Consider the following 20,680-nt stretch of genomic DNA (forward strand, 5'->3'; position numbering starts at 1 on the left):
CTAAGGGACAAAGTGTTGTGTTGAAAAAATATTAGGCGTTAAGTTACTGTTGCTGCGAGCAAGTGCGCAAGGGATTGCAGCGGCAGCTTTTGGCGAGGCGCGCATCGAGCCAAAACTATAAGCGGAAAGCCCGACCTGCCACCCTGAACGCAGCCGAAGGGCAAAGGTTGCGCCCATATTAAAAAATGAGATGAGAGAATACGCAGAAGGCAGGAGACCGATGACAGGAGGCCGCAGTTTTTGTTGTATTTGAGTGTGACTGTAAACTGCTTACTGTCGACTAAAATATGACACTGTGTCATACTTTTTGAGTTGGCATAATGATTGACTTAACCTACCTGAAATTAAAAATGAACATTGAGAAGATTTACATGTTATGAGAACAAAAAATAATTTATTTACCTTAAAGCTTAATGCTAATAAAAAGGGACATACTTGGAACGAGAAAAGGCGTTACAATAATGTTAGATAAGTAGAAATTGAGAATTAAAAAAGACTAATTATAAAAAGTAAACACAACAAATTAAAAGTATAAAATATTATGAGTAAAATTATTGGAATCGATTTAGGAACAACCAACTCTTGCGTTTCTGTTATGGAGGGTAACGACCCTGTTGTTATCCCAAACGCAGAAGGTAAACGCACGACACCATCGGTTATCGCTTTTGTTGAAGGCGGTGAGATTAAAGTTGGTGATCCTGCAAAAAGACAAGCGGTAACTAACCCTACAAAAACTGTTTATTCGATTAAACGTTTTATGGGTAATAAATATTCTGAATCTAAAAAAGAAGCAGAACGTGTACCATATAAAGTGGTAAAAGGTGATAACGATACACCACGAGTTGATATTGACGGACGTTTGTATACGCCTCAAGAATTATCGGCCATGATTCTTCAAAAAATGAAGAAAACAGCCGAGGATTATTTAGGCGCAACGGTAACCGAAGCGGTTATTACCGTACCGGCTTATTTTAACGATGCACAACGTCAGGCTACCAAAGAAGCAGGTGAGATTGCAGGTTTAAAAGTTAGAAGAATTATTAACGAACCTACAGCTGCAGCTTTAGCTTACGGCATGGACAAAAAGAGTACAGACCAAAAAATTGCTGTATTTGATTTTGGTGGAGGAACACATGATGTATCCATTCTTGAATTAGGTGATGGTGTTTTTGAAGTATTATCTACTGAAGGCGATACCCACTTAGGTGGTGATGATGTTGACGAAAAAATCATTAACTGGTTAGCTGATGAGTTTAAAGCAGAAGAGTCTTTGGATTTACGCAAAGACCCGATGTCTTTACAACGATTAAAAGAAGCAGCCGAAAAAGCGAAGATTGAATTATCATCTTCTGAGCAAACAGAAATTAACTTGCCATATATTACAGCAACAGCGAGTGGACCAAAGCACTTGGTGCGAACTTTAACACGTTCTAAATTTGAGCAATTAATTGACGACTTGGTAAAACGTACTATCGAGCCTTGCCAATCTGCATTAAAAGCAGCTGGTTTATCAAAAGGAGATATCAACGAAGTTATTTTGGTTGGTGGTTCAACACGTATTCCTGCCGTACAAAAAGCCGTTGAGAAATTCTTCGGAAAAGTACCGAGCAAAGGTGTAAACCCAGACGAGGTGGTATCTTTAGGAGCTGGAATTCAAGGTGGTGTTTTATCAGGAGATGTTAAAGACGTATTGCTTTTGGATGTAACGCCTTTATCATTAGGTATTGAAACCATGGGTAATGTAATGACGAAGCTTATTGAAGCGAATACTACGATTCCTACCAAGAAATCGCAAGTGTTCTCTACAGCTGCCGATAATCAACCATCGGTTGAGATTCACGTATTACAAGGTGAGCGTGCTATGGCTGCCGACAACAAAACCATTGGACGTTTTCACTTAGATGGTATTCCACCTGCAAGACGTGGTACACCGCAAATTGAAGTGACTTTCGATATTGATGCAAACGGTATTATTCACGTTACTGCAACAGATAAAGCAACAAATAAAACCCAAGATATTCGTATTGAAGCATCTTCTGGTTTAACTGAAGAGGAAATCCAAAAAATGAAAGCAGATGCTGAAGCGAATGCTGAAGCTGATGCAAAAGCAGCGGAAAATGCTAAGAAATTAAACGAAGCAGATTCTATGATTTTCCAAACCGAAAAGCAATTGGAAGAGTTTGGCGATAAATTATCCGATGATAAAAAGAAGCCTATCGAAGATGCTTTGGAAGAGTTGAAAAAAGCTTACGAAACTAAAGACATTGAGGTGATTACGCCAGCTTTAGACAAAATAAACGAAGCTTGGAAAGTAGCTAGCGAAGAAATGTACAAAGCACAAGCTGAAGCTCAAGGTGGCGGAGAAGCGCAACCCGGACCAGATGCCAGCCAAAACGGTCAAGCAGAAGGTAGCGATGTGGAAGATGTAGATTTTGAGGAAGTGAAGTAAGTTGTCATTCCTGCGAAGGCAGGAATCTCATCAAAATATTCTGTGTGCATGGGTTCGATTCCCATATTCTCCACAAGTAATTAATATTGGGGAATTAGCTTAGTGGAAGAGCAGCAGGTTGATAATAATAAAAAACGCAATCATTAATTTGGTTGCGTTTTTTTGTTTCTGAAAAATAGAACGTATAATTATGACCTTAAGTTCCGATGGCGTCCGAATCGAAGCAAAATGAATCAGAAAAAGCGTTTCTTTGTAAATTCAATCGTTATAATTAAAATTTTAATGCCTTTTTCACCAAAAATAAAATCAAATTACAAACCAAAACGTTTAGCCGTTAAGCTTAGCGCTAAAGGCGAACAGTTTGTTGTAAAAGGACATCCGTGGGTTTTTTCCAATAATATTGTAAAAATAAACGATGATGCCAAAACCGGGGATTTGGCCATCATTTTTGGTAAAAATAAAAACCGGGTTATAGGTTTGGGGTTGTATGATGCGCATTCGCCCATTCGCATTAAGATGCTTTATAGCGAGCAGGAAAAGGTTCAAATCAATGCCGCTTTTTTTCAAGATAAAATTGAGGAAGCGTATGCGAAACGGCTTGGTTTATTAAAAACAAATACGAATAGTTATCGTTTACTATTTGGTGAAAACGATGGGTTTCCGGGTTTAATAGCCGACGTTTATGCCACTGTATTGGTTGTTAAAATTTATTCTGAGATTTGGCTGCCGTATTTAGATGCCATTATTCCGAGTTTGCAACAAACCTCGAAAGCTGAAACCGTTGTGCTTCGATTAAGCAGAGGTTTAGAGCAGTCTAAAAACCATCAATTTAAAAACGGCGATGTTGTTTTTGGAGCCTTGGAACATGATGTCGTTCAGTTTGTTGAACATGGTGTTAATTTTTCAGCTAACGTAATCAAAGGTCATAAAACCGGTTATTTTTTAGATCATCGCGCCAATAGAAAACAAGTGGGTATGTGGAGCAAAAACAAATCGGTTTTGGATGTGTTTAGTTATGCTGGTGGGTTTTCGGTTCATGCACTGGCAAATGGCGCCAAAGAAGTAACCAGTTTGGATATTAGCAAACAAGCTTTGGAAATCGCCATTGAAAACGGAAAATTAAACACTTACACCGGAACACATAAAACCATTGCTGATGATGCTTTTAAAGCGTTAAATGATCTTATAAAAAACAAAACAACTTTTGATGTTGTTGTTATCGATCCACCTAGTTTTGCCAAACAAGCTTCGGAAATTGCGCTAGCCAAAAAAAAATATGCGCAATTGGCAGCATTGGGTGAACAGCTTACAAGTAAAAACGGATTGTTGGTATTGGCATCGTGTTCGTCCCGTATCCAGGCACAGGTTTTTTACGATATTAACAATCAAGTGCTATTGGAAACCCAAAGAGCATTTAAGGTGCTTTTAAAAACACAGCACGATATCGATCATCCAATAGGTTTCCCCGAAGGCGCTTATCTTAAAACCGGCTATTATCGTTTTTTAGATTAGATTTATCTTAATTTGTTATGCGTGCATAATATTTATTATATTTGCTCAAATCAATTTAAAAAATGGCAACCAAACTCACACAACTTTTAAATATTAAATACCCCATCATTCAAGCGCCCATGTTTTTGGTATCAAACGTGGCCATGGTTACTGAAGCCATGAAAGGCGGTATTGCAGGCTGTATTCCGGCACTTAATTATAGAACACTTGATGAATTACGAGCGGCTATAAAAGAATTGCATGCCAACAAAGTTGAAGGTGGTTCGTTTGGTTTTAATTTAATTGTAAACAAATCGAATGTTAAATATAAAGATCAGTTACGCGTAATTTGTGAAGAAGGTTGCGATTTTATAATAACCTCGTTAGGCAGTCCGGAAGAAACCATTATCCAAGCACATAAAGCTGGTATCAAAGTGTTTTGCGATGTGGTGGATTTAAAGTTCGCCAAAAAAGTTGAAGACTTAGGTGCCGATGCTGTTATAGCTGTGAACAACAAAGCCGGTGGCCATAGAGGTGGTAAATCGCCTGAAGATTTGATTAAGCAATTGGTGTCTAATTGCAACATTCCCATAATTTCTGCCGGTGGCGTAGGTTGTAAAGCAGATGTTGATAAGATGTTGAGTTACGGCGCAGCGGGTGTATCGGTGGGCAGTCCGTTTATTGCATCAACCGAAGCCAGTGTTACCGAAGAATACAAACAAGCTTGTGTAGATTACGGCGCTGACGACATTGTGGTGACCGAACGTATTTCGGGCACGCCGTGTACAGTTATCAATACACCTTATGTCCAAAAAATAGGTACTAAGGCCACATGGATTGAAAATTTACTCAATAAGAATAAAAAGCTCAAAAAATGGGTGAAGATGATTCGTTTCTCCATTGGGATGAATGCCACAAAAAATGCAGCAACCAAGGCGACTTACAAAACAGTTTGGGTGGCAGGTCCAAGTATTGAGCACACCACAGAAATTTTACCCACCAAAGCTATTATTGAACGTTTGGTTGTTTAATTAAACATGAAACAGGTTGTGAGTTATAGTGTTTGAGGTAATAAATTCTTAAATTGCTGTAATGAAAAAGTTTTTATTATTCCTATTACTGTTTTTAATACTTGCCATTGGTTTAATATATTGGTCTGTTTCCAGTACAGACAAAGAGTTTGAGCGCGGACATCTTATAAATATCGATAACGTAGAGTCGATAAATTTTAAAGATTACGATTCGGTTCGTATCGCAGCAAGCATGCTATACGAGGGTGAAACCATTAAAAAACTCATTCAAGGCGAACAATATAGAGAGGCATGGGCAACACCAATAAAAGCACCGGTTGTTTATCTAGATACGCTTTTTGGAGGGATGAGCATAATTAAAGAAGGTGGCGGTAAACAAACACACTCGTTAAAGCTCAAGGCACCAAGTGGAATTGTTTACACTTTACGAAGCGTTAATAAGGATCCACAGCCTTTAATCCCCGAGTTTTTAAGAACCCTAGGCCTCGAAAATATAGTTGTTGATGGTATTTCAGCACAGCATCCTTATGGTGCTATACTAGCGGCAGAACTGGCCGAATCATCAAAAGTACTGCACACACATCCCAAGTTGGTTTTTATTCCCAAGCAAAAATTATTGGGTGATTTTAATGATAAATTTGGAAATCGATTGTTTTTGTTGGAATACGAATCGGACAGCAAAAAAAATTGGACTGCACTTGAAAATATCATTGAAATTTTGGATACTGAAGACTTGCAAGAACTTAAACGCAATCATCCAGAAACAGTAAGCATAGATAAAAATGCATTGGTGCGCTCGCGCTTATTCGATTTTTTAATTGGTGATTGGGATAGGCACACAAAACAATGGGGTTGGGCGATTCAAAAAAACAACAATCAATATACGGGCATACCAATTGCAGCAGACCGTGATAATGCTTTTTTTAATATTGAAGGAGTTATTCCGTCGTTAATTGCTAATAAAAATATAGAACCCATGTTGCGACCATTTGAAAAAGATATAGATTTTTTACCTGGTCTTGTTTACCCCTTTGACAGATATTTTCTGCTTAATACACCGGAATCTATTTTTATAGGAGAAGCCAAGTTTTTACAGAAAAAATTAACGGATAAAACCATTGAATCCGCTTTGCATGTTTGGGACAAAGCCATTGCCAACCGTGATGGAGAGGAGATTGTTGAAAAAATTAAAAGCCGAAGGGACAACCTTGTGCAGTATGCCATTGAATTTAAAAAAGTAATTGATGAACGAGGTAAACTCCATGAGGCATTAAAAGGTTCGGAGGATATAGATTTACCAGACTCATTAATAGCGTGTTTTGAATGTTATAGTGAATGAGTTTTGTTGTTTTACCAAAAATGCCAATATTAAAATGGACTTTAATCAAGAGCTACACTTGGCAAATAAGCGCGTTAAGGATTGCAGTGGCATCCTTTTTTGAGTGCGCGAAAAAAAGATATAACGGAAAGCCTGACCCCACTTGCCCTGAGCAGAGTCGAAGGGTGGGGTAACGCCATAATATTGAAATGCATTCAGCTAAAATCAGCATAAAAAAAAGCCCAATCGAAAGATTGGGCTTTTAAAATTATAATTGAGAGCTAATTAGTTTCCACCAGCTTCTAGGTTTTTCATTTCCTTTTCAATCATTTCGTAGAACTGATCGATTTTAGGTAGCACAACAACACGTGTACGTCTGTTTGTTGCTCTGTTTTCAGCAGTATCGTTATCAACTAAAGGCACGTAATGGCTACGTCCGGCTGCGATTAATTGTCCTGGGTTTACACCAAGATCCTGTAACTCACGAACAATTGATGTAGCGCGCTTAACACTTAAATCCCAGTTGTCTAACAACACACCTTTTTGGAACGATCGGCTATCGGTATGACCTTCGATCATTGCTTCAAATTCTGGTTTGCTGTTTATAACTTTAGCCACTTTGGCTAAAACTTCTTTGGCTCTAGGAGTTACGTTGTAGCTTGCGGTTTTAAACAATAGTTTATCGGCAATTGAAATAAATACAACACCTTTTTCTACGTTTACCTCAATATCCGGATCGTTAATACCAACCTCACGTTTAAGGCTAGTTACCAATGCCAATGTTACGCTGTCTTTTTTGGTAAGCGCATCTTGTAAACGCGTTATTTTTAGTTCTTTTTCTTTTATGCTTTCAAGTGTTTTTTCAATGCTACTTGCACCTTTGGCAGATAATATTTGTAGGTTGTCGTTGCTTTTACGCAAATCTGCAATTTGCTCTTCTAAAGCGGTTGCTCTTGCTGTTACAGCTGCTTTGTCTGCTAAACAAGAGTTTAGTTTAACGGTTGCAGAATTTAACAAATCCTGAGTTTCTTTTTGTTTTGCTTGTAAGTCGGTAAATTGTTTTTTTGATACACATGAGCTTAATAAAAAAATAGTTGCTAAGCTAAGTAATAAAACTTTTTTCATAATTATTAAATGGATTAAAATTTCTGTTTTTGTTGATACGCAAAAGTATGAAAAAAACTCCTGATTAAGGCATTGTTAACAAAACTTTTACTACCCTTTCATAAACTTTTATAAAGGGTATTTTTATTTACGAAATATGCAAATACTATGGATGTTTTTTGATAATATTTTATGGTTTGATTTAGTGTTTTTCGCTGTTTGAGTAAATAGGGTAAATGCGCGTAAAAACCAACATGCGCTTTAATAATGGCTAAAATATGTTTAAACTTTAATTCGAATAAAAATTTTACGCCTGCAACGCCATCTAGAATTAATCGGGCAAGTATTAAAAAGAAAAGGTTGCCCTTAGCGTTTTTTGTTACGGCGAATAAACTGTTTCTGAAATTTAAAAAAGTTTTTTTCGGATGGGTATTGCTTAAAGTGGCACCGCCCACATGAAAAATTGTTGAGCTGCCAACATATTTTACCTTGTATCCCAAATTATTGGCGCGCCAGCATAAATCTATTTCTTCCATGTGTGCAAAAAAGGCTTCATCAAATCCGTTTAAGGTATTAAAAACCTCTTTTCTGATAAACAAGCAGGCACCCGATGCCCAAAAAACCTCAGTGGTATCGTTATATTGTCCGTTGTCTTTTTCAAGGGTGTTAAATATGCGTCCGCGACAATACGGATACCCAAATTTGTCGATAAAACCACCGGCTGCTCCGGCGTATTCAAAATAATCCCTTTTGTTGTAATCTAAAATTTTAGGCTGGATTATCGCGGTATTTTCTTCAGCATTAAACGTATCTATAATAGGAGTGAGCCATTTTTTGGTCACTTCCACATCACTGTTCAACAAACAAAACACATCAGCTTCAATATTTTTTAACGCTTCATTGTACCCTTTGGCATAACCGCCGTTTTCTTTATTTTGAATGATTTTAATTGTAGGGAAAGTGGTTTTGATGAATGCGACAGAGTCATCGGTCGAGGCATTATCGGCTACATAAATTTCAGCTTCGTTTGAATGCTGAATGACCGATGGCAAAAATTGCTCCAACAATTTTTTTCCGTTCCAGTTTAATATGACGATGGCTGTTTTCATTTAATTAACCTTAATGAATGTAATATTTTCACTTTCATCAATAATTTCCAATACTCTATTTAAAAAAGCTTGACTAAGGTATTCTTCACTTTTTTTGAAGTTTTTCCACTTCAATATTATTTTTTCATCACAGTCAAAACGACCGAATCCACCACGAAGAACATCATTAAAAGCATTTAAATTTCTTCCAATTTTCCATGTCAAACCAAAAGTGAGTTGCTTTTCTACTTGATTGTAAAAACTTTTTTCACTTTTGATACTACTCCCGTTTAAAATATATTCTGACTTTGTTTTCATTGACTGTGGCTGTTTACCGCGACTGCTTACTATATTTTGGAATTTCCTTTAAAAAATTATAGCGCTCCTTTTCAAAATCCATTTGGCAATAATAGTGATTTAATCCGTTGGTTACCATTAAATAACTCGCGTTAAGCACCAAATTATATTGTGCAATTTGATCGAAAGTATTTTGGTTAATCGCAATGTTTGGCGCTTTGCACTCTACAATTAAATGGATGCTTCCGTCTGGATTAAAAACCACAATATCGTATCGCTTTTTTAACGTGTTCACAATCAATTCCTTTTCAACGTTAATTAAAGATATCGGATAGCCTTTTTCTTCTATTAAATATTGAACACAATGTTGTCGCACCCATTCTTCGGGTTGTAAAACCACAAATTTTTTACGAATACTATCGAATATAGAAATTTTATTTTCGCTACTTTTGAAACGAAACGAAAACTTTGGAAAGTTGAGCTCTTGCAATGCGATATTAATATTTTTTCAAAGTTAAACACAAAATAACAAATCGCAATATTCAAATACCAAATTCCAATAGATTGTTGTTTCTTTTGGAGTTTTAAATTTACATGGTGTGGACGAAGTCAAACAATTAGTTACCGATATAAAAAACAAAAACCTTAAACCTATTTATTTTTTAATGGGCGAGGAGCCGTATTATATTGATAGGATTTCAGATTTTATTGAAGATAATGTGCTTTTAGAAGAAGAAAAAGGGTTTAACCAAATGGTGCTTTACGGACGCGATGTGACCATTGACGATATTGTTGGGAATGCCAAACGTTACCCCATGATGGCAGAGCGTCAAGTGGTAATAGTAAAAGAGGCACAAGATTTATCGCGTACCATTGAAAAGCTTGTGGATTATGCAAACAATCCGCAACAAACCACGGTTTTGGTGGTAAACTATAAGTACAAAAAAATTGATAAACGCAAGGCCTTATATAAAGCTGTTAAAAAAGTTGGGGTTGTTTACGAAAGCAAAAAATTGTACGAAAACCAAGTCGCCGATTGGATTCGCAGAGTGCTATCGTCAAAAAAATATACCATTTCCCCTAAAGCGGCGCAAATGTTGGTTGAGTTTTTGGGTACCGATTTGAGTAAAATCAATAACGAGTTGGAAAAACTTCAAATTATTTTGCCCAAAGGCACTCAAATTTCGCCCGAACATATCGAAGAGAACATTGGTATTAGCAAAGACTTTAATAATTTTGAATTACGAAAGGCTATTGGCGATAGAAACGCTGTTAAAGCGTATCAGATCATTAATTATTTTGCCGAAAACCCAAAGGACAACCCCATGGTTGTTACGGTGTCGCTTTTGTTTAATTTCTTTTCGCAACTGCTTCATTTTCATGGGTTAAATGATAAATCGCCCCGTAACGTGGCATCGGCATTAAAGGTGAATCCTTATTTTGTAAACGAATATATTACGGCGGCCAAAAACTACCCGATGCGAAAAGTTAGTACCATTGTTTCTGTGTTGCGCGAGTTTGATGTAAAAAGCAAAGGTGTTGGTAGTAATGCCGTGCCTCAAGGGGATTTGTTAAAGGAGTTGTTGGTTAGGATTCTGTCGTGATTTTTTATATATAAACCGAAATAGTTAGTACAAGCATCGTAAATAGCAACAGGATGATAACCAATGGCATTACAAATTTCAACCATTTGTTGTAGCCTACTTTTACAATGGCCAAAGAAGCTAAAATTAACCCTGTTGGATTTACAAATGCGAACAAGCCCATACCGTATTGGTAAGCGTTTACTACCATTTCCCTTCCCATACCAACGCCATCAGCTAACGGAGACATTATAGGCATAGTTAATACCGCCATTCCAGAAGATGAAGGAATAAAGAACGACAATCCGCCATAAATATATAGCATAACATTTATAAATAGACCTTTATTCATGCCGTTAGTTGTGTTGCTGGCATAGTACAAAAGGGTGTCACTAATTTGTCCGTCATTCATTATTATAGTAACACCTCTGGCAATTCCGATAATAATGGCGACACCCAATAAATCGCCGGCGCCTTTTACAAAAACATCTACAAAAACGTGTTCTTTTATTTTTCCAATAACACCTATGGCAATGGCGCCTATTAAGAATACTACGGTCATTTCTACAAACCACCATTCCAATTGAGAAACCCCATAAATCATAACGATAAAGCACATAATAAAAATGAAAAGGATAATGCGTAACCGCGTAGTTAATTTTAAAGAAGCGTTTGTAGTATTGCCAAAGTGTTGTTCTATGTCTTCTTTTTGATCGTAGATAATAGATTTTGTAGGGTCTTTTTTTACACGTGTTGCATATCTAATGATATACAAAATACAAATAAGTGTGCCTAAACCCAACATGATAAACCTTCCGGTAATTCCCGTTGTCCAATTTATACCAGCCGCATCAGATGCTATAATAGAGCTAAAAGGATTTGTAGTAGAGCCCATAGTACCAATAGTAGAGCCAATATAAATACATGCTAACGGCACCAAGGCATCATATTTAGCCGCTAAAAATATAGGAATGAGAATAGGGTAAAAGGCTATGGTTTCTTCTGCTAAACCAAAGGTGGTCCCTCCAGCAGCAATAAGTAAGGTAACTAAAATAATTAAAATATACTCGTTTCCTTTTAATGTTTCTGCCAACCAAGAAATACCAGCATCAAAGGCACCTGTAAAATTTATAATACCAATTAACCCGCCAATAATTAACACTAAAAAAATAATATCTGCACCTTCAATAATACCTTTAATGGGAGATTTTATAAATTCAACAAAGCCTTGAGGAGAGGCTTCAACTTCCTTATATGTATTTGGGATGCTTATAGGTTTCCATATATCGCCATTAGTGAATTTCTCTAACGGAATTTTAATTTCCAGGGCATTTAAGGTTTCTTGAGTAGCTGCTAATTCTACAGTTTTATTTAAACTTGTTTTGGTAAACGTATTTTCGGTTTTATTATAGGCTAATGAATCGTATTTTCCTGAAGGAACTAACCAGGTTAAAATAGCAACTAAGCCAGCAATTATTAATAGTATGGTTTGGGCCGTTGGAAATTTTATTTTTTTCAATCCTGATTGTTTTATTTAATCGAAAGATAGTAATATTTTTAGTGTAATTTTAGATATATAAAAATGACCTTAGAAATTCACAAAAGTTGGCAACCCTATTTACAAACCGAATTTGATAAAGCGTATTTTAAAAAACTTGCTGATTTTGTTAAATCTGAGTATAAAAATGAAACCTGTTTTCCTCCTGAAAACCAGATATTCAATGCTTTTAATCAGTGCCATTTTAACGATGTAAAGGTTGTAATTATTGGTCAGGATCCCTATCATGGCGTTGGGCAAGCAAATGGTTTGTGCTTTTCGGTAAATGAAGGTATCGCACATCCGCCATCGTTAATTAATATTTTTAAGGAAATTGAAAGCGATTTAGGCATACCGTATCCTAAAAACGGAAACTTATCACGTTGGGCAAACCAAGGTGTTTTATTGTTAAATGCCACGTTAACAGTAAGGGCGCATCTAGCAGGTAGCCATCAAAAAAAAGGCTGGGAACTGTTTACAAATGCAGTGATAAAGCTAATAAGTGATAATAAAGAAGGAGTTGTATTTTTACTTTGGGGCGGTTTTGCAAAACAAAAAGCCAAATTAATCAATACGAAAAAGCATTGTATTTTAGAGTCGGGACATCCTTCTCCGTTAAGCGCAAATAGAGGATATTGGTTTGGCAATAAGCACTTTAGTAAAGTGAATTTACTATTAAATCAAAAAGGGAATAAAACGATAGCCTGGTAAAATATATGCTGTTAACTTCCTGTAGGTGCAAGTTTTTCAGATTCTTGTTTTAAAACAATAGTTGGCTTTAAAACAATAGGTTTTTTATTTACTTTTGAGGTTCTGTTTGTTTTGTTGCTGCTAAATTTTAACAATAAAAAATTTATAGCAACGAGCGTAGAAATTGAAATGGTAATTGTAAATAGCATAGATGTTGGGATTAAATAATCGATAAAATAAAAAACAGGTTAAAGTGCTTGTTTTTACCGATTAAATTTTAAATCTGGACAAAAATAATAAATAAAAGACTACAAACCTATGTTTTTCAATTTATTTTCAAATTTATTTCATTTTAATTCAATAAATTTTTTGGCAAAACATCTTTATGCACCATGATAGAAATGGTTTTTAACCTAAAATAAGACTCACTCATATATATATAACCGTCATTTGCTACACGGTCTGAATTTTTACCCCAAGAATTCTTTACCTTATAATACGTCGTTCCATTTTGGTCTTTTAGAATTCCGGTAATATGCATTAAATGGTCGTCGGTGGTATTGTAATTTTCAAATTCTTGTTGCCTTAAACCTTGGGTGATTTCTTTTTCCGGCAGTACACGTTCCAAAGCTTCAATTTGGTTAATGGTATCCTCAGGAATTACCGCTAAACCATGTTTTGATGAAAAGGTTTTTTCGCTTACATCGCAATCCAATTCAACAGTATAACCCGCTTTTAGCGCCTTATTTGTTATGTCCACTAAATCGTCTAGCTTAACGTTTAAAAACGACCCGTTGGAAAAATTATCCGGAATGTTTAGTATAAAGCTTGAATTAAAAGGTTTGTGTGAAAACGAGGTAATGCTAATATAATCTTTCGGGTTTATTTTAGTCATTTTTAAAAATGATTTCGGGGTGTATTGTACGCCCTCATAATTAAAAGTTGATATGTTTTTGCCCAAATAAATATCCAAAACACTTTCGGTTACCTGTTTCCATTTTGGAGATAACTGGCGCCCGGGATTTTCAATATAAACATCGAGAATGCCCTTTAAAACGGCTATCATTTCAGCGTGATTGTGTCTTGTTGTATGAGCTTCCAAACCAGGATACACAGCGTTTGGTACCAAGCCATAATCTGCAACACTATTAATTACATCGTGGGCTAAACCGCCTTCGCTAAACTGTGCTTTGCCTTGTCGCATAATGTAATTCCAAGCCTTTTTCGGATAGGTGTTTCGTACGGTGTACATTTCTGATAAATCTATTTTTTTGCCCGTAGTACGCATGATTTCACTTTCCAAAAACGACGATGCAGAAAAACTCCAGCAAGTTCCCGTATTGCCTTGGCTAATCACATCGGTTGTTTCTAAATCTATTAGGGTTTCAAATTCATAAGATTGCGAATTGCTTAAAAATGAAACAAAAATTAAAATGACTACAATAAGGCTATTTTTCATGCTGAAACAAGTGTTTTAATGAAATAAAATTTATTTTTGACTAAAATATAAAAAATGGAACAAGCAAAATGGGTAACCGCTAAAGAATATCAAGATATTACCTATAAAAAATATAATGGCGTAGCACGAATTGCGTTTAATAGACCAAATGTTCGAAATGCTTTCCGTCCAAAAACAACCAGCGAGCTTTATGATGCCTTTTATGATGCCAACGAAGATGTAAATATAGGGGTGGTATTGTTATCGGCCGAAGGGCCATCAACCAAAGATGGCGTTTGGAGTTTTTGTTCGGGTGGTGACCAAAAAGCCAGGGGACATCAAGGTTATGTGGGAGAAGATGGCTACCACCGGTTAAACATATTGGAAGTGCAACGGCTTATCCGGTTTATGCCAAAGGCAGTTATTGCAGTGGTTCCTGGTTGGGCAGTAGGAGGCGGACATAGTTTACATGTGGTTTGCGATTTAACTTTAGCAAGCAAAGAGCACGCTATCTTTAAACAAACCGATGCCGATGTAACCAGTTTTGATGGCGGCTATGGGTCGGCATATTTGGCAAAAATGGTGGGACAGAAAAAAGCCCGTGAAATCTTCTTTTTGGGTCGGAATTATTCCGCTCAGGAAGCTAACGATATGGGTATGGTAAATGCCGTAATTCCGCATGACGAATTAGAGGATACCGCTTATAACTGGGCTCAGGAAATATTGGCAAAATCGCCAACATCAATTAAAATGCTAAAATTCGCTATGAATTTAACTGATGATGGCATGGTAGGGCAACAGGTATTTGCTGGCGAAGCAACCCGTTTAGCCTATATGACCGACGAGGCTATTGAAGGTCGAAATGCTTTTCTTGAAAAACGAAAACCTAACTTTGTAAAAAAATGGATTCCGTAAATGAAAAATATCTCTATTTGGATTTCAACCATGCGTTTACGAACGCTACCGCTATCGGTTTCCGGAATTATTTTAGCGACTTGTTTAGCGGCATATAATGGTTATTTTAACTGGAAAATCTGTGTTCTGGCTATTTTAACGACCCTAAGTTTACAGATACTTTCCAATTTGGCAAACGATTATGGCGATGGTATTAAAGGCACCGATAATAAAGACCGTATAGGGCCGGAGCGCGCCATTCAAAGTGGTAAAATATCACCCGATGATATGTTTCATGCCATCCGAATTAATATTTTAATTTCAATAACATTGGCTTTCGCTCTAGTATTTACGGCTTTTGGCGTTAAACATTTTTTACTCACCTTGCTCTTCTTTGTATTGGGTATTGCAAGTGTTGTAGCGGCAATGCGCTATACTATTGGAAAAAATGCTTATGGCTACCGAGGTTTAGGCGATGTTTTTGTTTTTGTTTTTTTTGGATTGGTAAGCGTTATTGGTTGTTATGTACTGTACGCGAAAACCATTGACCATGTGGTTTTTTTGCCAGCCTGCACTATCGGCTTGTTGAGTATGGGCGTTTTAAATTTGAACAACATGCGTGATATAATTTCGGATGAAAAATCGAATAAAATTACACTAGCGGTAAAATTGGGACAAAATAAAGTTAAAATTTATCACACGGTGCTTATAGTATCCGCTATAATTTTATCGGGGTTATTCGGCATTTTGTATTATACCTCGCCATTAAATTTAATTTTTGTGGTTGCCTATTGGCCATTAATTGTTCACATAAAAAAAATAAACAACATTAAAGAGCCTAAATTGTTAGATCCCGAACTGAAAAAATTAGCCTTAACCACGGTGTTTTTAGCTATTTTAATGGGAATTGGACATTTGTTATAGTTTTTGTATTTTTCTGTTAAAATTTAGAACACATGAAAATCACATTTTACGGTCACGCGAGTTTGGGCATTCAAGTTGAGGACACTCATATTTTAGTCGATCCTTTCATTACGGGAAATGATAAAGCGTCACATATTGATATAAATACGCTTAAGGCAGATTATATTTTGCTAACCCATGCGCACCAAGATCATATTTTGGATGTTGAAGCCATTGCAAAACGAACCGATGCCGTTATTGTTTCTAATTTTGAAATTGTTTCGCACTTCGAGAATTTGGGATTGGAAGGCCATCCCATGAATCATGGTGGCACTTGGGATTTCGAGTTCGGAAGTGTAAAATACGTTAATGCCATTCATACGTCATCATTTCCCGATGGTAGTTATGGTGGGCAACCAGGTGGTTTTGTAATTGAAGGCGAGCACAAAAATATTTATATCGCCGGCGATACGGCTTTAACTTTTGATATGAAATTGATTCCACTTCAAACAAAATTAGATTTAGCGATTCTTCCAATTGGCGATAATTTCACAATGGGTATCGATGATGCTATTTTGGCCAGCGATTTTGTAGCATGTGATAAAATTTTAGGCTATCATTTTGATACGTTTGGCTATATTGAAATTGATCACGAAGTTGCCAAACGCAAGTTTTTTGAAAAAGGTAAAGATTTAATGCTATTAAAAATTGGCGAGAGTTTGGAGTTGTAGTTTGTTTACATTCTTTTTTCACTGCCAACTGAATCCATCCATTCTTTGCGTAAATCGTCAGAGATTTTGCCTGTGCCATCGTGTCTCCAACCCGGTGGTTTTATAAAGTATAGAAATCTTTTAGTAATGGATTTTCTACCGGAAAACACATCTTTAAACATATTAAACCATTCAATAAATGCAATCTTGATAGGGTTGTAGGTGTCGATGTTTTTCACCAATCCGTAAATCACTTTTTCATCTTTAAGTTCTGGCTGAAAGGTGCCAAACAACTTATCCCAAATAATTAAGATGCCCGCATGATTTCTATCCAAATAAATGGGGTTGCTGCCATGGTGCACGCGGTGGTGCGAGGGTGTATTAAATACAGCTTCGAACCACTTGGGCATTTTATCAATTGTTTCGGTATGTATCCAAAATTGATAGAGTAAACTAATAGACATTTGCAACATAATCATCGCGGGATGAAACCCGAGCAATGGCAGCCACAACCAAAAAATAAACGAATAAAAACCCCCGGACCAGGTTTGTCGTAACGCCGTACTTAAATTGTAATGCTGCGACGAGTGGTGCACCACATGCGATGCCCAAAACAAACGACACTCATGCGAAATGCGATGAAACCAATAGTAGGCAAAATCATCAGCAAAAAAAATAAGCACAAAACTCCACCATGCAACGGGGATGGTAAACAATCTAAAGTGTTCATAAACAAATAAAAACGACAACAAAACCAGAGCTTTGCTAAAATACCCTAAAAACACGTTGCCCAAACCCATGGTAATGGACGATATGGCATCTTTTTTTTCGTAAGAATTAATGCCTTCCTTTACCGTTAAATATAATTCGATAATCATGGAAAGGATAAAAAAAGGAATAGCAAATAGTATAATATCAGGAAATTCGGGAGACTGCATGGTTTTTAAATTAGTTTTAAAGCTTTACAAATTAAACATTTTTATTGATTATTTTTGAAAATTCTATGATTGCAACGTACCACAAATACATTTTAAACTTTAAACAAGCCAGCGGAACATCACGCGGGGTTTTAAAAACCAAGGAAACTTGGTTTATTGTTATTGAGCACAACGGAAAAAAAGGCATTGGCGAATGTGGTGTTTTTCGTGGTTTGAGTGTTGACGATGTGCCGCATTACGAAGATATTTTACAATGGACCTGTGTGAACATTCATTTAGGATTAGGGCTGTTATTGGATGAGTTGAAAAAATTCCCCAGCATACAATTCGGGTTGGAAATGGCCTTTAAATCTTTAGAAAGCGAAAATAAATTTGAATTATTCCCTTCCGAATTTACAAAAGGCAATGCATCAATTCCTATAAACGGACTCATTTGGATGGGTTCCGAGGCATTTATGAAACAGCAAATAAAAGAAAAGATTTCTGCCGGTTTCCATTGTATAAAAATGAAAATTGGAGCGATTGATTTTCAAACGGAAATTAATCTGATTAAATCGATTAGAAAGGAATTTTCATCAAAAGATATTGAATTACGTGTGGATGCCAACGGCGCTTTTTCAAAAGATGAAGCTTTGGAAAAGTTGAAGATGTTGTCGGATTTCGATTTGCATTCCATCGAGCAACCCATAAAACAGGGTCAAATTGAATCCATGGCAAACCTTTGCGAAAATACGCCATTGCCCATAGCTTTAGACGAAGAATTAATAGGGGTTTTTTCTGTAACAAAAAAACAGGAACTGCTACAAACCATATGTCCGCAATACATCATTTTAAAACCCAGTTTAGTGGGCGGTTTTAAAGGTAGCGATGTGTGGATAGAAATTGCTGAAAAATTGAATATTGGTTGGTGGATTACCAGTGCTTTGGAAAGTAATATTGGGCTAAATGCCATAGCCCAATACACTTTTGTAAAGCAAAGTGATTTACCCCAAGGACTTGGTACTGGCGCATTATTTACCAATAATTTTGATAGCCCATTACAAGTAAAAAATGGTACATTGCAATACCATAAAAAACGAGCTTGGAATTTAGAACTTTTAACATAAAATTTTATAATGTATATAAATCAAACATTTAATGTATTACACGATTGGTGGCGGTATTTAGTAGGCTCTGTTTTGGTATTTGTTGCGTGGCAATTAATAGGGATGATTCCTTTAGCCATAGGCATAGGTATAAAAGTTATGGGCGGTGGCGATATTCCGGGAGACATACCGCAAATGGTAGCGCTTTTAGGCAATAATTTGTTTTTGTTTTTAATGCTTTTATCGTTTGCCATTGGTTTGGTTGGCTTGCTTTTAACAACAAAGTTTTTACACAAACAGCCTTTAACACACTTAACAACAGCTCGAAAAAAAATAGATTGGAAACGCTTTTGGTTTATATTTTTTCTATGGGGCATAGTGTCTAGCGGTTTTGTGCTTGTCGATTATTTTTTCTTAACACCCGAAGATTACGTTCTCAACTTTCAATTACAGCCCTTTTTAATATTATGTGTTATAGCTATTTTGCTTGTGCCTTTACAAACCAGTTTTGAAGAATATTTATTTAGAGGCTATTTAATGCAAGGGTTTGGGGTTGTTTTAAAAAATAAATGGGCGCCATTATTAATCACATCTATAGGTTTTGGCTTGCTACATATTGCAAACCCGGAAGTTGAAAAATTAGGATATATCATAATGGTATATTATATTGGGACAGGCTTGTTTTTAGGTATCATTACCTTAATGGACGATGGTTTGGAGCTGGCCTTAGGTTTTCATGCGGCAAACAATTTGTTTACGGCTTTGTTGGTTACGGCAGATTGGACAGCGTTTCAAACGGATTCAATTTTAAAGGATATGTCTGATCCAGAAAAAATGGGAATAGCCGAAATATTTGTCCCCGTATTTGTTATATTTCCAATACTGCTTTTCATCTTATCAAAAAAATACAATTGGTCCAATTGGAAAGACAGGTTGTTGGGCGATGTTGTAGAGCCTCCAAAAGAAAATTATAAAATAATAGAAGAAATAGGAAATCATGATACCCGATTATAGTAAAGTACATTCAAAATTCAAACTCGATAGAAATCATTATTCATTTGAAGACCTTGATGAGGTGGCCTATAGTTTTGTAAAAGAAGGCCGCCCTTTTGAGCAGGATATTGGCAATTTTCTACTCGATTGGTTGGATAAAAAAGATTATATAACGGTAAACACTTCGGGCTCTACGGGCAAACCAAAACCTATTAAGATAAGCAAGCAAGGCATGGTGAATTCGGCCGTTGCGACGGGCAATTACCTTAAATTAAACCCGGGCGATACGGCTTTATATTGTTTGCCAGCACATTATATTGCAGGTAAAATGATGCTGGTTAGAGCCATCATTTTAGGCTTGGAACTAGATTTAACACAGCCTACATCGCAACCTATTTTCGATTACAAAAAGCATTACGATTTTGTGGCTATGGTGCCTTTGCAACTTGAAAAAATCTACGGCTATTGCGATGCCATTAAAACCATTATTGTTGGTGGAGCTCCCGTTTCAAACAACTTGAAAAAAGTTATTCAAGGTATAAAATCAAATGTTTATGAAACTTATGGAATGACGGAAACCATAACGCATATCGCATTAAAAAAGCTTAACAATTTTAATGAAGCAGGGTCTGTTGCTTCATCCCATTTTAAAACACTGCCAAATATTTTATTGTCTCAAGACGAGCGAAATTGTTTGGTAATTGATGCTCCTAAAATTTCAACCGAGCCCATAGTAACCAACGATATTGTAAAGTTGTATTCTGAAACCGAATTTGAATGGCTGGGTCGTTTTGATAACATTATAAACTCGGGAGGCATTAAGTTTTCCCCGGAACAGATAGAGGCCAAACTTCAAAATAAAATAAAACAACGCTTTTTTATAGCTTCTGAAAAAGATGAAAGATTGGGCGAACAGGTAATTTTGGTTGTTGAAGATGAATCCAACACCATGGCTGATTCCGTGTTTTCAGAGTTGGAAAAGTTCGAGAAACCAAAAGCTATTTACAACGTTGCACAATTTAATGAAACCACTTCGGGCAAAATCCAGCGCAGCAAAATCTTAAAACAATTAAAAGTTCAAAATTAATTGTAACATTGCCACCGTTTAATCTACTAACCATCAAAATTTAA

General features: G+C 36.3%; 20 protein-coding genes. 12 read left to right on the forward strand and 8 right to left on the reverse strand.

Annotation, left to right across the window (positions count from 1 at the left end):
• The first annotated feature begins 541 nt into the window (after nt 1-541).
• The 4 genes from dnaK (at nt 542) to RNZ47_RS05675 (ending at nt 6,310) form a co-directional block, all read left to right on the forward strand.
• Complete coding sequence (dnaK, locus tag RNZ47_RS05660) at nt 542-2,449, forward strand: molecular chaperone DnaK (protein WP_311937667.1); 1,908 nt, start codon at nt 542-544, stop codon at nt 2,447-2,449.
• 282 nt (nt 2,450-2,731) lie between these two features.
• Nucleotides 2,732-3,961, forward strand: a complete 1,230-nt coding sequence (locus RNZ47_RS05665) for a class I SAM-dependent rRNA methyltransferase (RefSeq protein WP_376717819.1) — start codon at nt 2,732-2,734, stop codon at nt 3,959-3,961.
• A gap of 62 nt (nt 3,962-4,023) precedes the next feature.
• Entirely contained in the window at nt 4,024-4,971 is a 948-nt protein-coding gene (locus RNZ47_RS05670) for an NAD(P)H-dependent flavin oxidoreductase (RefSeq protein WP_311937671.1), read from the forward strand.
• A 61-nt stretch (nt 4,972-5,032) separates the two neighbouring features.
• Nucleotides 5,033-6,310 carry a hypothetical protein gene (locus RNZ47_RS05675; protein WP_311937673.1) on the forward strand — a complete coding sequence of 426 codons (1,278 nt, stop codon included), beginning with the start codon at nt 5,033-5,035 and terminating at the stop codon, nt 6,308-6,310.
• A 264-nt stretch (nt 6,311-6,574) separates the two neighbouring features.
• On the opposite strand, the gene RNZ47_RS05680 is transcribed toward RNZ47_RS05675, so the two are convergent.
• The 4 genes from RNZ47_RS05680 to RNZ47_RS05695 form a co-directional block, all read right to left on the reverse strand.
• A complete protein-coding gene (locus tag RNZ47_RS05680; RefSeq protein ID WP_311937675.1) occupies nt 6,575-7,414 on the reverse strand; it encodes an OmpA family protein in 840 nt (279 codons plus the stop codon).
• A 98-nt stretch (nt 7,415-7,512) separates the two neighbouring features.
• Complete coding sequence (locus tag RNZ47_RS05685; protein ID WP_311937677.1) at nt 7,513-8,502, reverse strand: glycosyltransferase family 2 protein; 990 nt, start codon at nt 8,500-8,502, stop codon at nt 7,513-7,515.
• On the reverse strand, nt 8,503-8,799 hold the full coding sequence (locus RNZ47_RS05690) for a barstar family protein (protein ID WP_311937679.1): 297 nt from the start codon (nt 8,797-8,799) through the stop codon (nt 8,503-8,505). It lies immediately after the preceding gene.
• A gap of 13 nt (nt 8,800-8,812) precedes the next feature.
• Entirely contained in the window at nt 8,813-9,268 is a 456-nt protein-coding gene (locus RNZ47_RS05695) for a type I restriction enzyme HsdR N-terminal domain-containing protein (RefSeq protein ID WP_311937681.1), read from the reverse strand.
• A gap of 109 nt (nt 9,269-9,377) precedes the next feature.
• Between RNZ47_RS05695 and holA the strand changes: the two genes are divergently transcribed.
• A complete protein-coding gene (gene holA, locus RNZ47_RS05700) occupies nt 9,378-10,382 on the forward strand; it encodes a DNA polymerase III subunit delta (RefSeq protein ID WP_311937683.1) in 1,005 nt (334 codons plus the stop codon).
• 4 nt (nt 10,383-10,386) lie between these two features.
• On the opposite strand, the gene RNZ47_RS05705 is transcribed toward holA, so the two are convergent.
• Nucleotides 10,387-11,880 (reverse strand): YfcC family protein, encoded by a 1,494-nt coding sequence (locus RNZ47_RS05705; protein WP_311937685.1) that lies wholly within the window; start codon nt 11,878-11,880, stop codon nt 10,387-10,389.
• Nucleotides 11,881-11,943: 63 nt separating this feature from the next.
• On the opposite strand from RNZ47_RS05705, the gene RNZ47_RS05710 reads away from it, so the two are divergent.
• Nucleotides 11,944-12,609: a uracil-DNA glycosylase gene (locus RNZ47_RS05710; RefSeq protein ID WP_311937687.1), complete on the forward strand. Its 666-nt coding sequence runs from the start codon at nt 11,944-11,946 to the stop codon at nt 12,607-12,609.
• An 11-nt stretch (nt 12,610-12,620) separates the two neighbouring features.
• Here the strand turns inward: RNZ47_RS05710 and RNZ47_RS05715 are convergent, their stop codons facing one another.
• Entirely contained in the window at nt 12,621-12,797 is a 177-nt protein-coding gene (locus RNZ47_RS05715) for a hypothetical protein (RefSeq protein ID WP_311937689.1), read from the reverse strand.
• Nucleotides 12,798-12,940: 143 nt separating this feature from the next.
• Nucleotides 12,941-14,047 (reverse strand): C1 family peptidase, encoded by a 1,107-nt coding sequence (locus RNZ47_RS05720; RefSeq protein ID WP_311937691.1) that lies wholly within the window; start codon nt 14,045-14,047, stop codon nt 12,941-12,943.
• 54 nt (nt 14,048-14,101) lie between these two features.
• Here RNZ47_RS05720 and RNZ47_RS05725 point away from each other — a divergent pair, with 54 nt between their 5' ends.
• From RNZ47_RS05725 to RNZ47_RS05735, 3 genes are read left to right on the forward strand one after another with little or no spacing between them, the layout of a single operon-like run.
• A complete protein-coding gene (locus RNZ47_RS05725; RefSeq protein ID WP_311937693.1) occupies nt 14,102-14,941 on the forward strand; it encodes a 1,4-dihydroxy-2-naphthoyl-CoA synthase in 840 nt (279 codons plus the stop codon).
• The gene (gene menA / locus RNZ47_RS05730; RefSeq protein ID WP_311937696.1) at nt 14,942-15,844 is read left to right on the forward strand and encodes a 1,4-dihydroxy-2-naphthoate octaprenyltransferase; all 903 of its coding nucleotides are present in this window, start codon (nt 14,942-14,944) and stop codon (nt 15,842-15,844) included.
• A gap of 32 nt (nt 15,845-15,876) precedes the next feature.
• On the forward strand, nt 15,877-16,554 hold the full coding sequence (locus RNZ47_RS05735) for a metal-dependent hydrolase (protein WP_311937698.1): 678 nt from the start codon (nt 15,877-15,879) through the stop codon (nt 16,552-16,554).
• A gap of 5 nt (nt 16,555-16,559) precedes the next feature.
• Here RNZ47_RS05735 and RNZ47_RS05740 read toward each other — a convergent pair whose 3' ends face one another.
• On the reverse strand, nt 16,560-17,471 hold the full coding sequence (locus RNZ47_RS05740) for a sterol desaturase family protein (protein ID WP_311937700.1): 912 nt from the start codon (nt 17,469-17,471) through the stop codon (nt 16,560-16,562).
• Between the two features lie 65 nt (nt 17,472-17,536).
• Here RNZ47_RS05740 and RNZ47_RS05745 point away from each other — a divergent pair, with 65 nt between their 5' ends.
• From RNZ47_RS05745 to RNZ47_RS05755, 3 genes are read left to right on the forward strand one after another with little or no spacing between them, the layout of a single operon-like run.
• Nucleotides 17,537-18,577 (forward strand): o-succinylbenzoate synthase, encoded by a 1,041-nt coding sequence (locus RNZ47_RS05745; protein WP_311937702.1) that lies wholly within the window; start codon nt 17,537-17,539, stop codon nt 18,575-18,577.
• Nucleotides 18,578-18,586: 9 nt separating this feature from the next.
• Nucleotides 18,587-19,570 (forward strand): CPBP family intramembrane glutamic endopeptidase, encoded by a 984-nt coding sequence (locus RNZ47_RS05750; protein WP_311937703.1) that lies wholly within the window; start codon nt 18,587-18,589, stop codon nt 19,568-19,570.
• Nucleotides 19,554-20,636, forward strand: coding sequence for an AMP-binding protein (locus RNZ47_RS05755; RefSeq protein WP_311937706.1), 1,083 nt, complete (start codon nt 19,554-19,556; stop codon nt 20,634-20,636). Before RNZ47_RS05750 ends, RNZ47_RS05755 begins: the two co-directional genes overlap by 17 nt.
• The last annotated feature ends 44 nt before the right edge of the window (nt 20,637-20,680 follow it).

The sequence above is a fragment of the Hwangdonia seohaensis genome (assembly GCF_031932625.1).
Lineage (GTDB): Bacteria > Bacteroidota > Bacteroidia > Flavobacteriales > Flavobacteriaceae > Hwangdonia > Hwangdonia seohaensis.

Coding starts and splice junctions, on each gene's coding strand:
- RNZ47_RS05720 (WP_311937691.1), bottom strand. CDS start 14,047: ATGAAAAATAGCCTTATTGTAGTCATTTTAATTTTTGTTTCATTTTTA.
- RNZ47_RS05750 (WP_311937703.1), top strand. CDS start 18,587: ATGTATATAAATCAAACATTTAATGTATTACACGATTGGTGGCGGTAT.
- menA (WP_311937696.1), top strand. CDS start 14,942: ATGAAAAATATCTCTATTTGGATTTCAACCATGCGTTTACGAACGCTA.
- RNZ47_RS05735 (WP_311937698.1), top strand. CDS start 15,877: ATGAAAATCACATTTTACGGTCACGCGAGTTTGGGCATTCAAGTTGAG.
- RNZ47_RS05675 (WP_311937673.1), top strand. CDS start 5,033: ATGAAAAAGTTTTTATTATTCCTATTACTGTTTTTAATACTTGCCATT.
- dnaK (WP_311937667.1), top strand. CDS start 542: ATGAGTAAAATTATTGGAATCGATTTAGGAACAACCAACTCTTGCGTT.
- RNZ47_RS05690 (WP_311937679.1), bottom strand. CDS start 8,799: ATGAAAACAAAGTCAGAATATATTTTAAACGGGAGTAGTATCAAAAGT.
- RNZ47_RS05670 (WP_311937671.1), top strand. CDS start 4,024: ATGGCAACCAAACTCACACAACTTTTAAATATTAAATACCCCATCATT.
- RNZ47_RS05680 (WP_311937675.1), bottom strand. CDS start 7,414: ATGAAAAAAGTTTTATTACTTAGCTTAGCAACTATTTTTTTATTAAGC.
- RNZ47_RS05685 (WP_311937677.1), bottom strand. CDS start 8,502: ATGAAAACAGCCATCGTCATATTAAACTGGAACGGAAAAAAATTGTTG.
- RNZ47_RS05715 (WP_311937689.1), bottom strand. CDS start 12,797: ATGCTATTTACAATTACCATTTCAATTTCTACGCTCGTTGCTATAAAT.
- RNZ47_RS05755 (WP_311937706.1), top strand. CDS start 19,554: ATGATACCCGATTATAGTAAAGTACATTCAAAATTCAAACTCGATAGA.
- RNZ47_RS05745 (WP_311937702.1), top strand. CDS start 17,537: ATGATTGCAACGTACCACAAATACATTTTAAACTTTAAACAAGCCAGC.
- RNZ47_RS05725 (WP_311937693.1), top strand. CDS start 14,102: ATGGAACAAGCAAAATGGGTAACCGCTAAAGAATATCAAGATATTACC.
- RNZ47_RS05740 (WP_311937700.1), bottom strand. CDS start 17,471: ATGCAGTCTCCCGAATTTCCTGATATTATACTATTTGCTATTCCTTTT.
- RNZ47_RS05710 (WP_311937687.1), top strand. CDS start 11,944: ATGACCTTAGAAATTCACAAAAGTTGGCAACCCTATTTACAAACCGAA.
- RNZ47_RS05665 (WP_376717819.1), top strand. CDS start 2,732: ATGCCTTTTTCACCAAAAATAAAATCAAATTACAAACCAAAACGTTTA.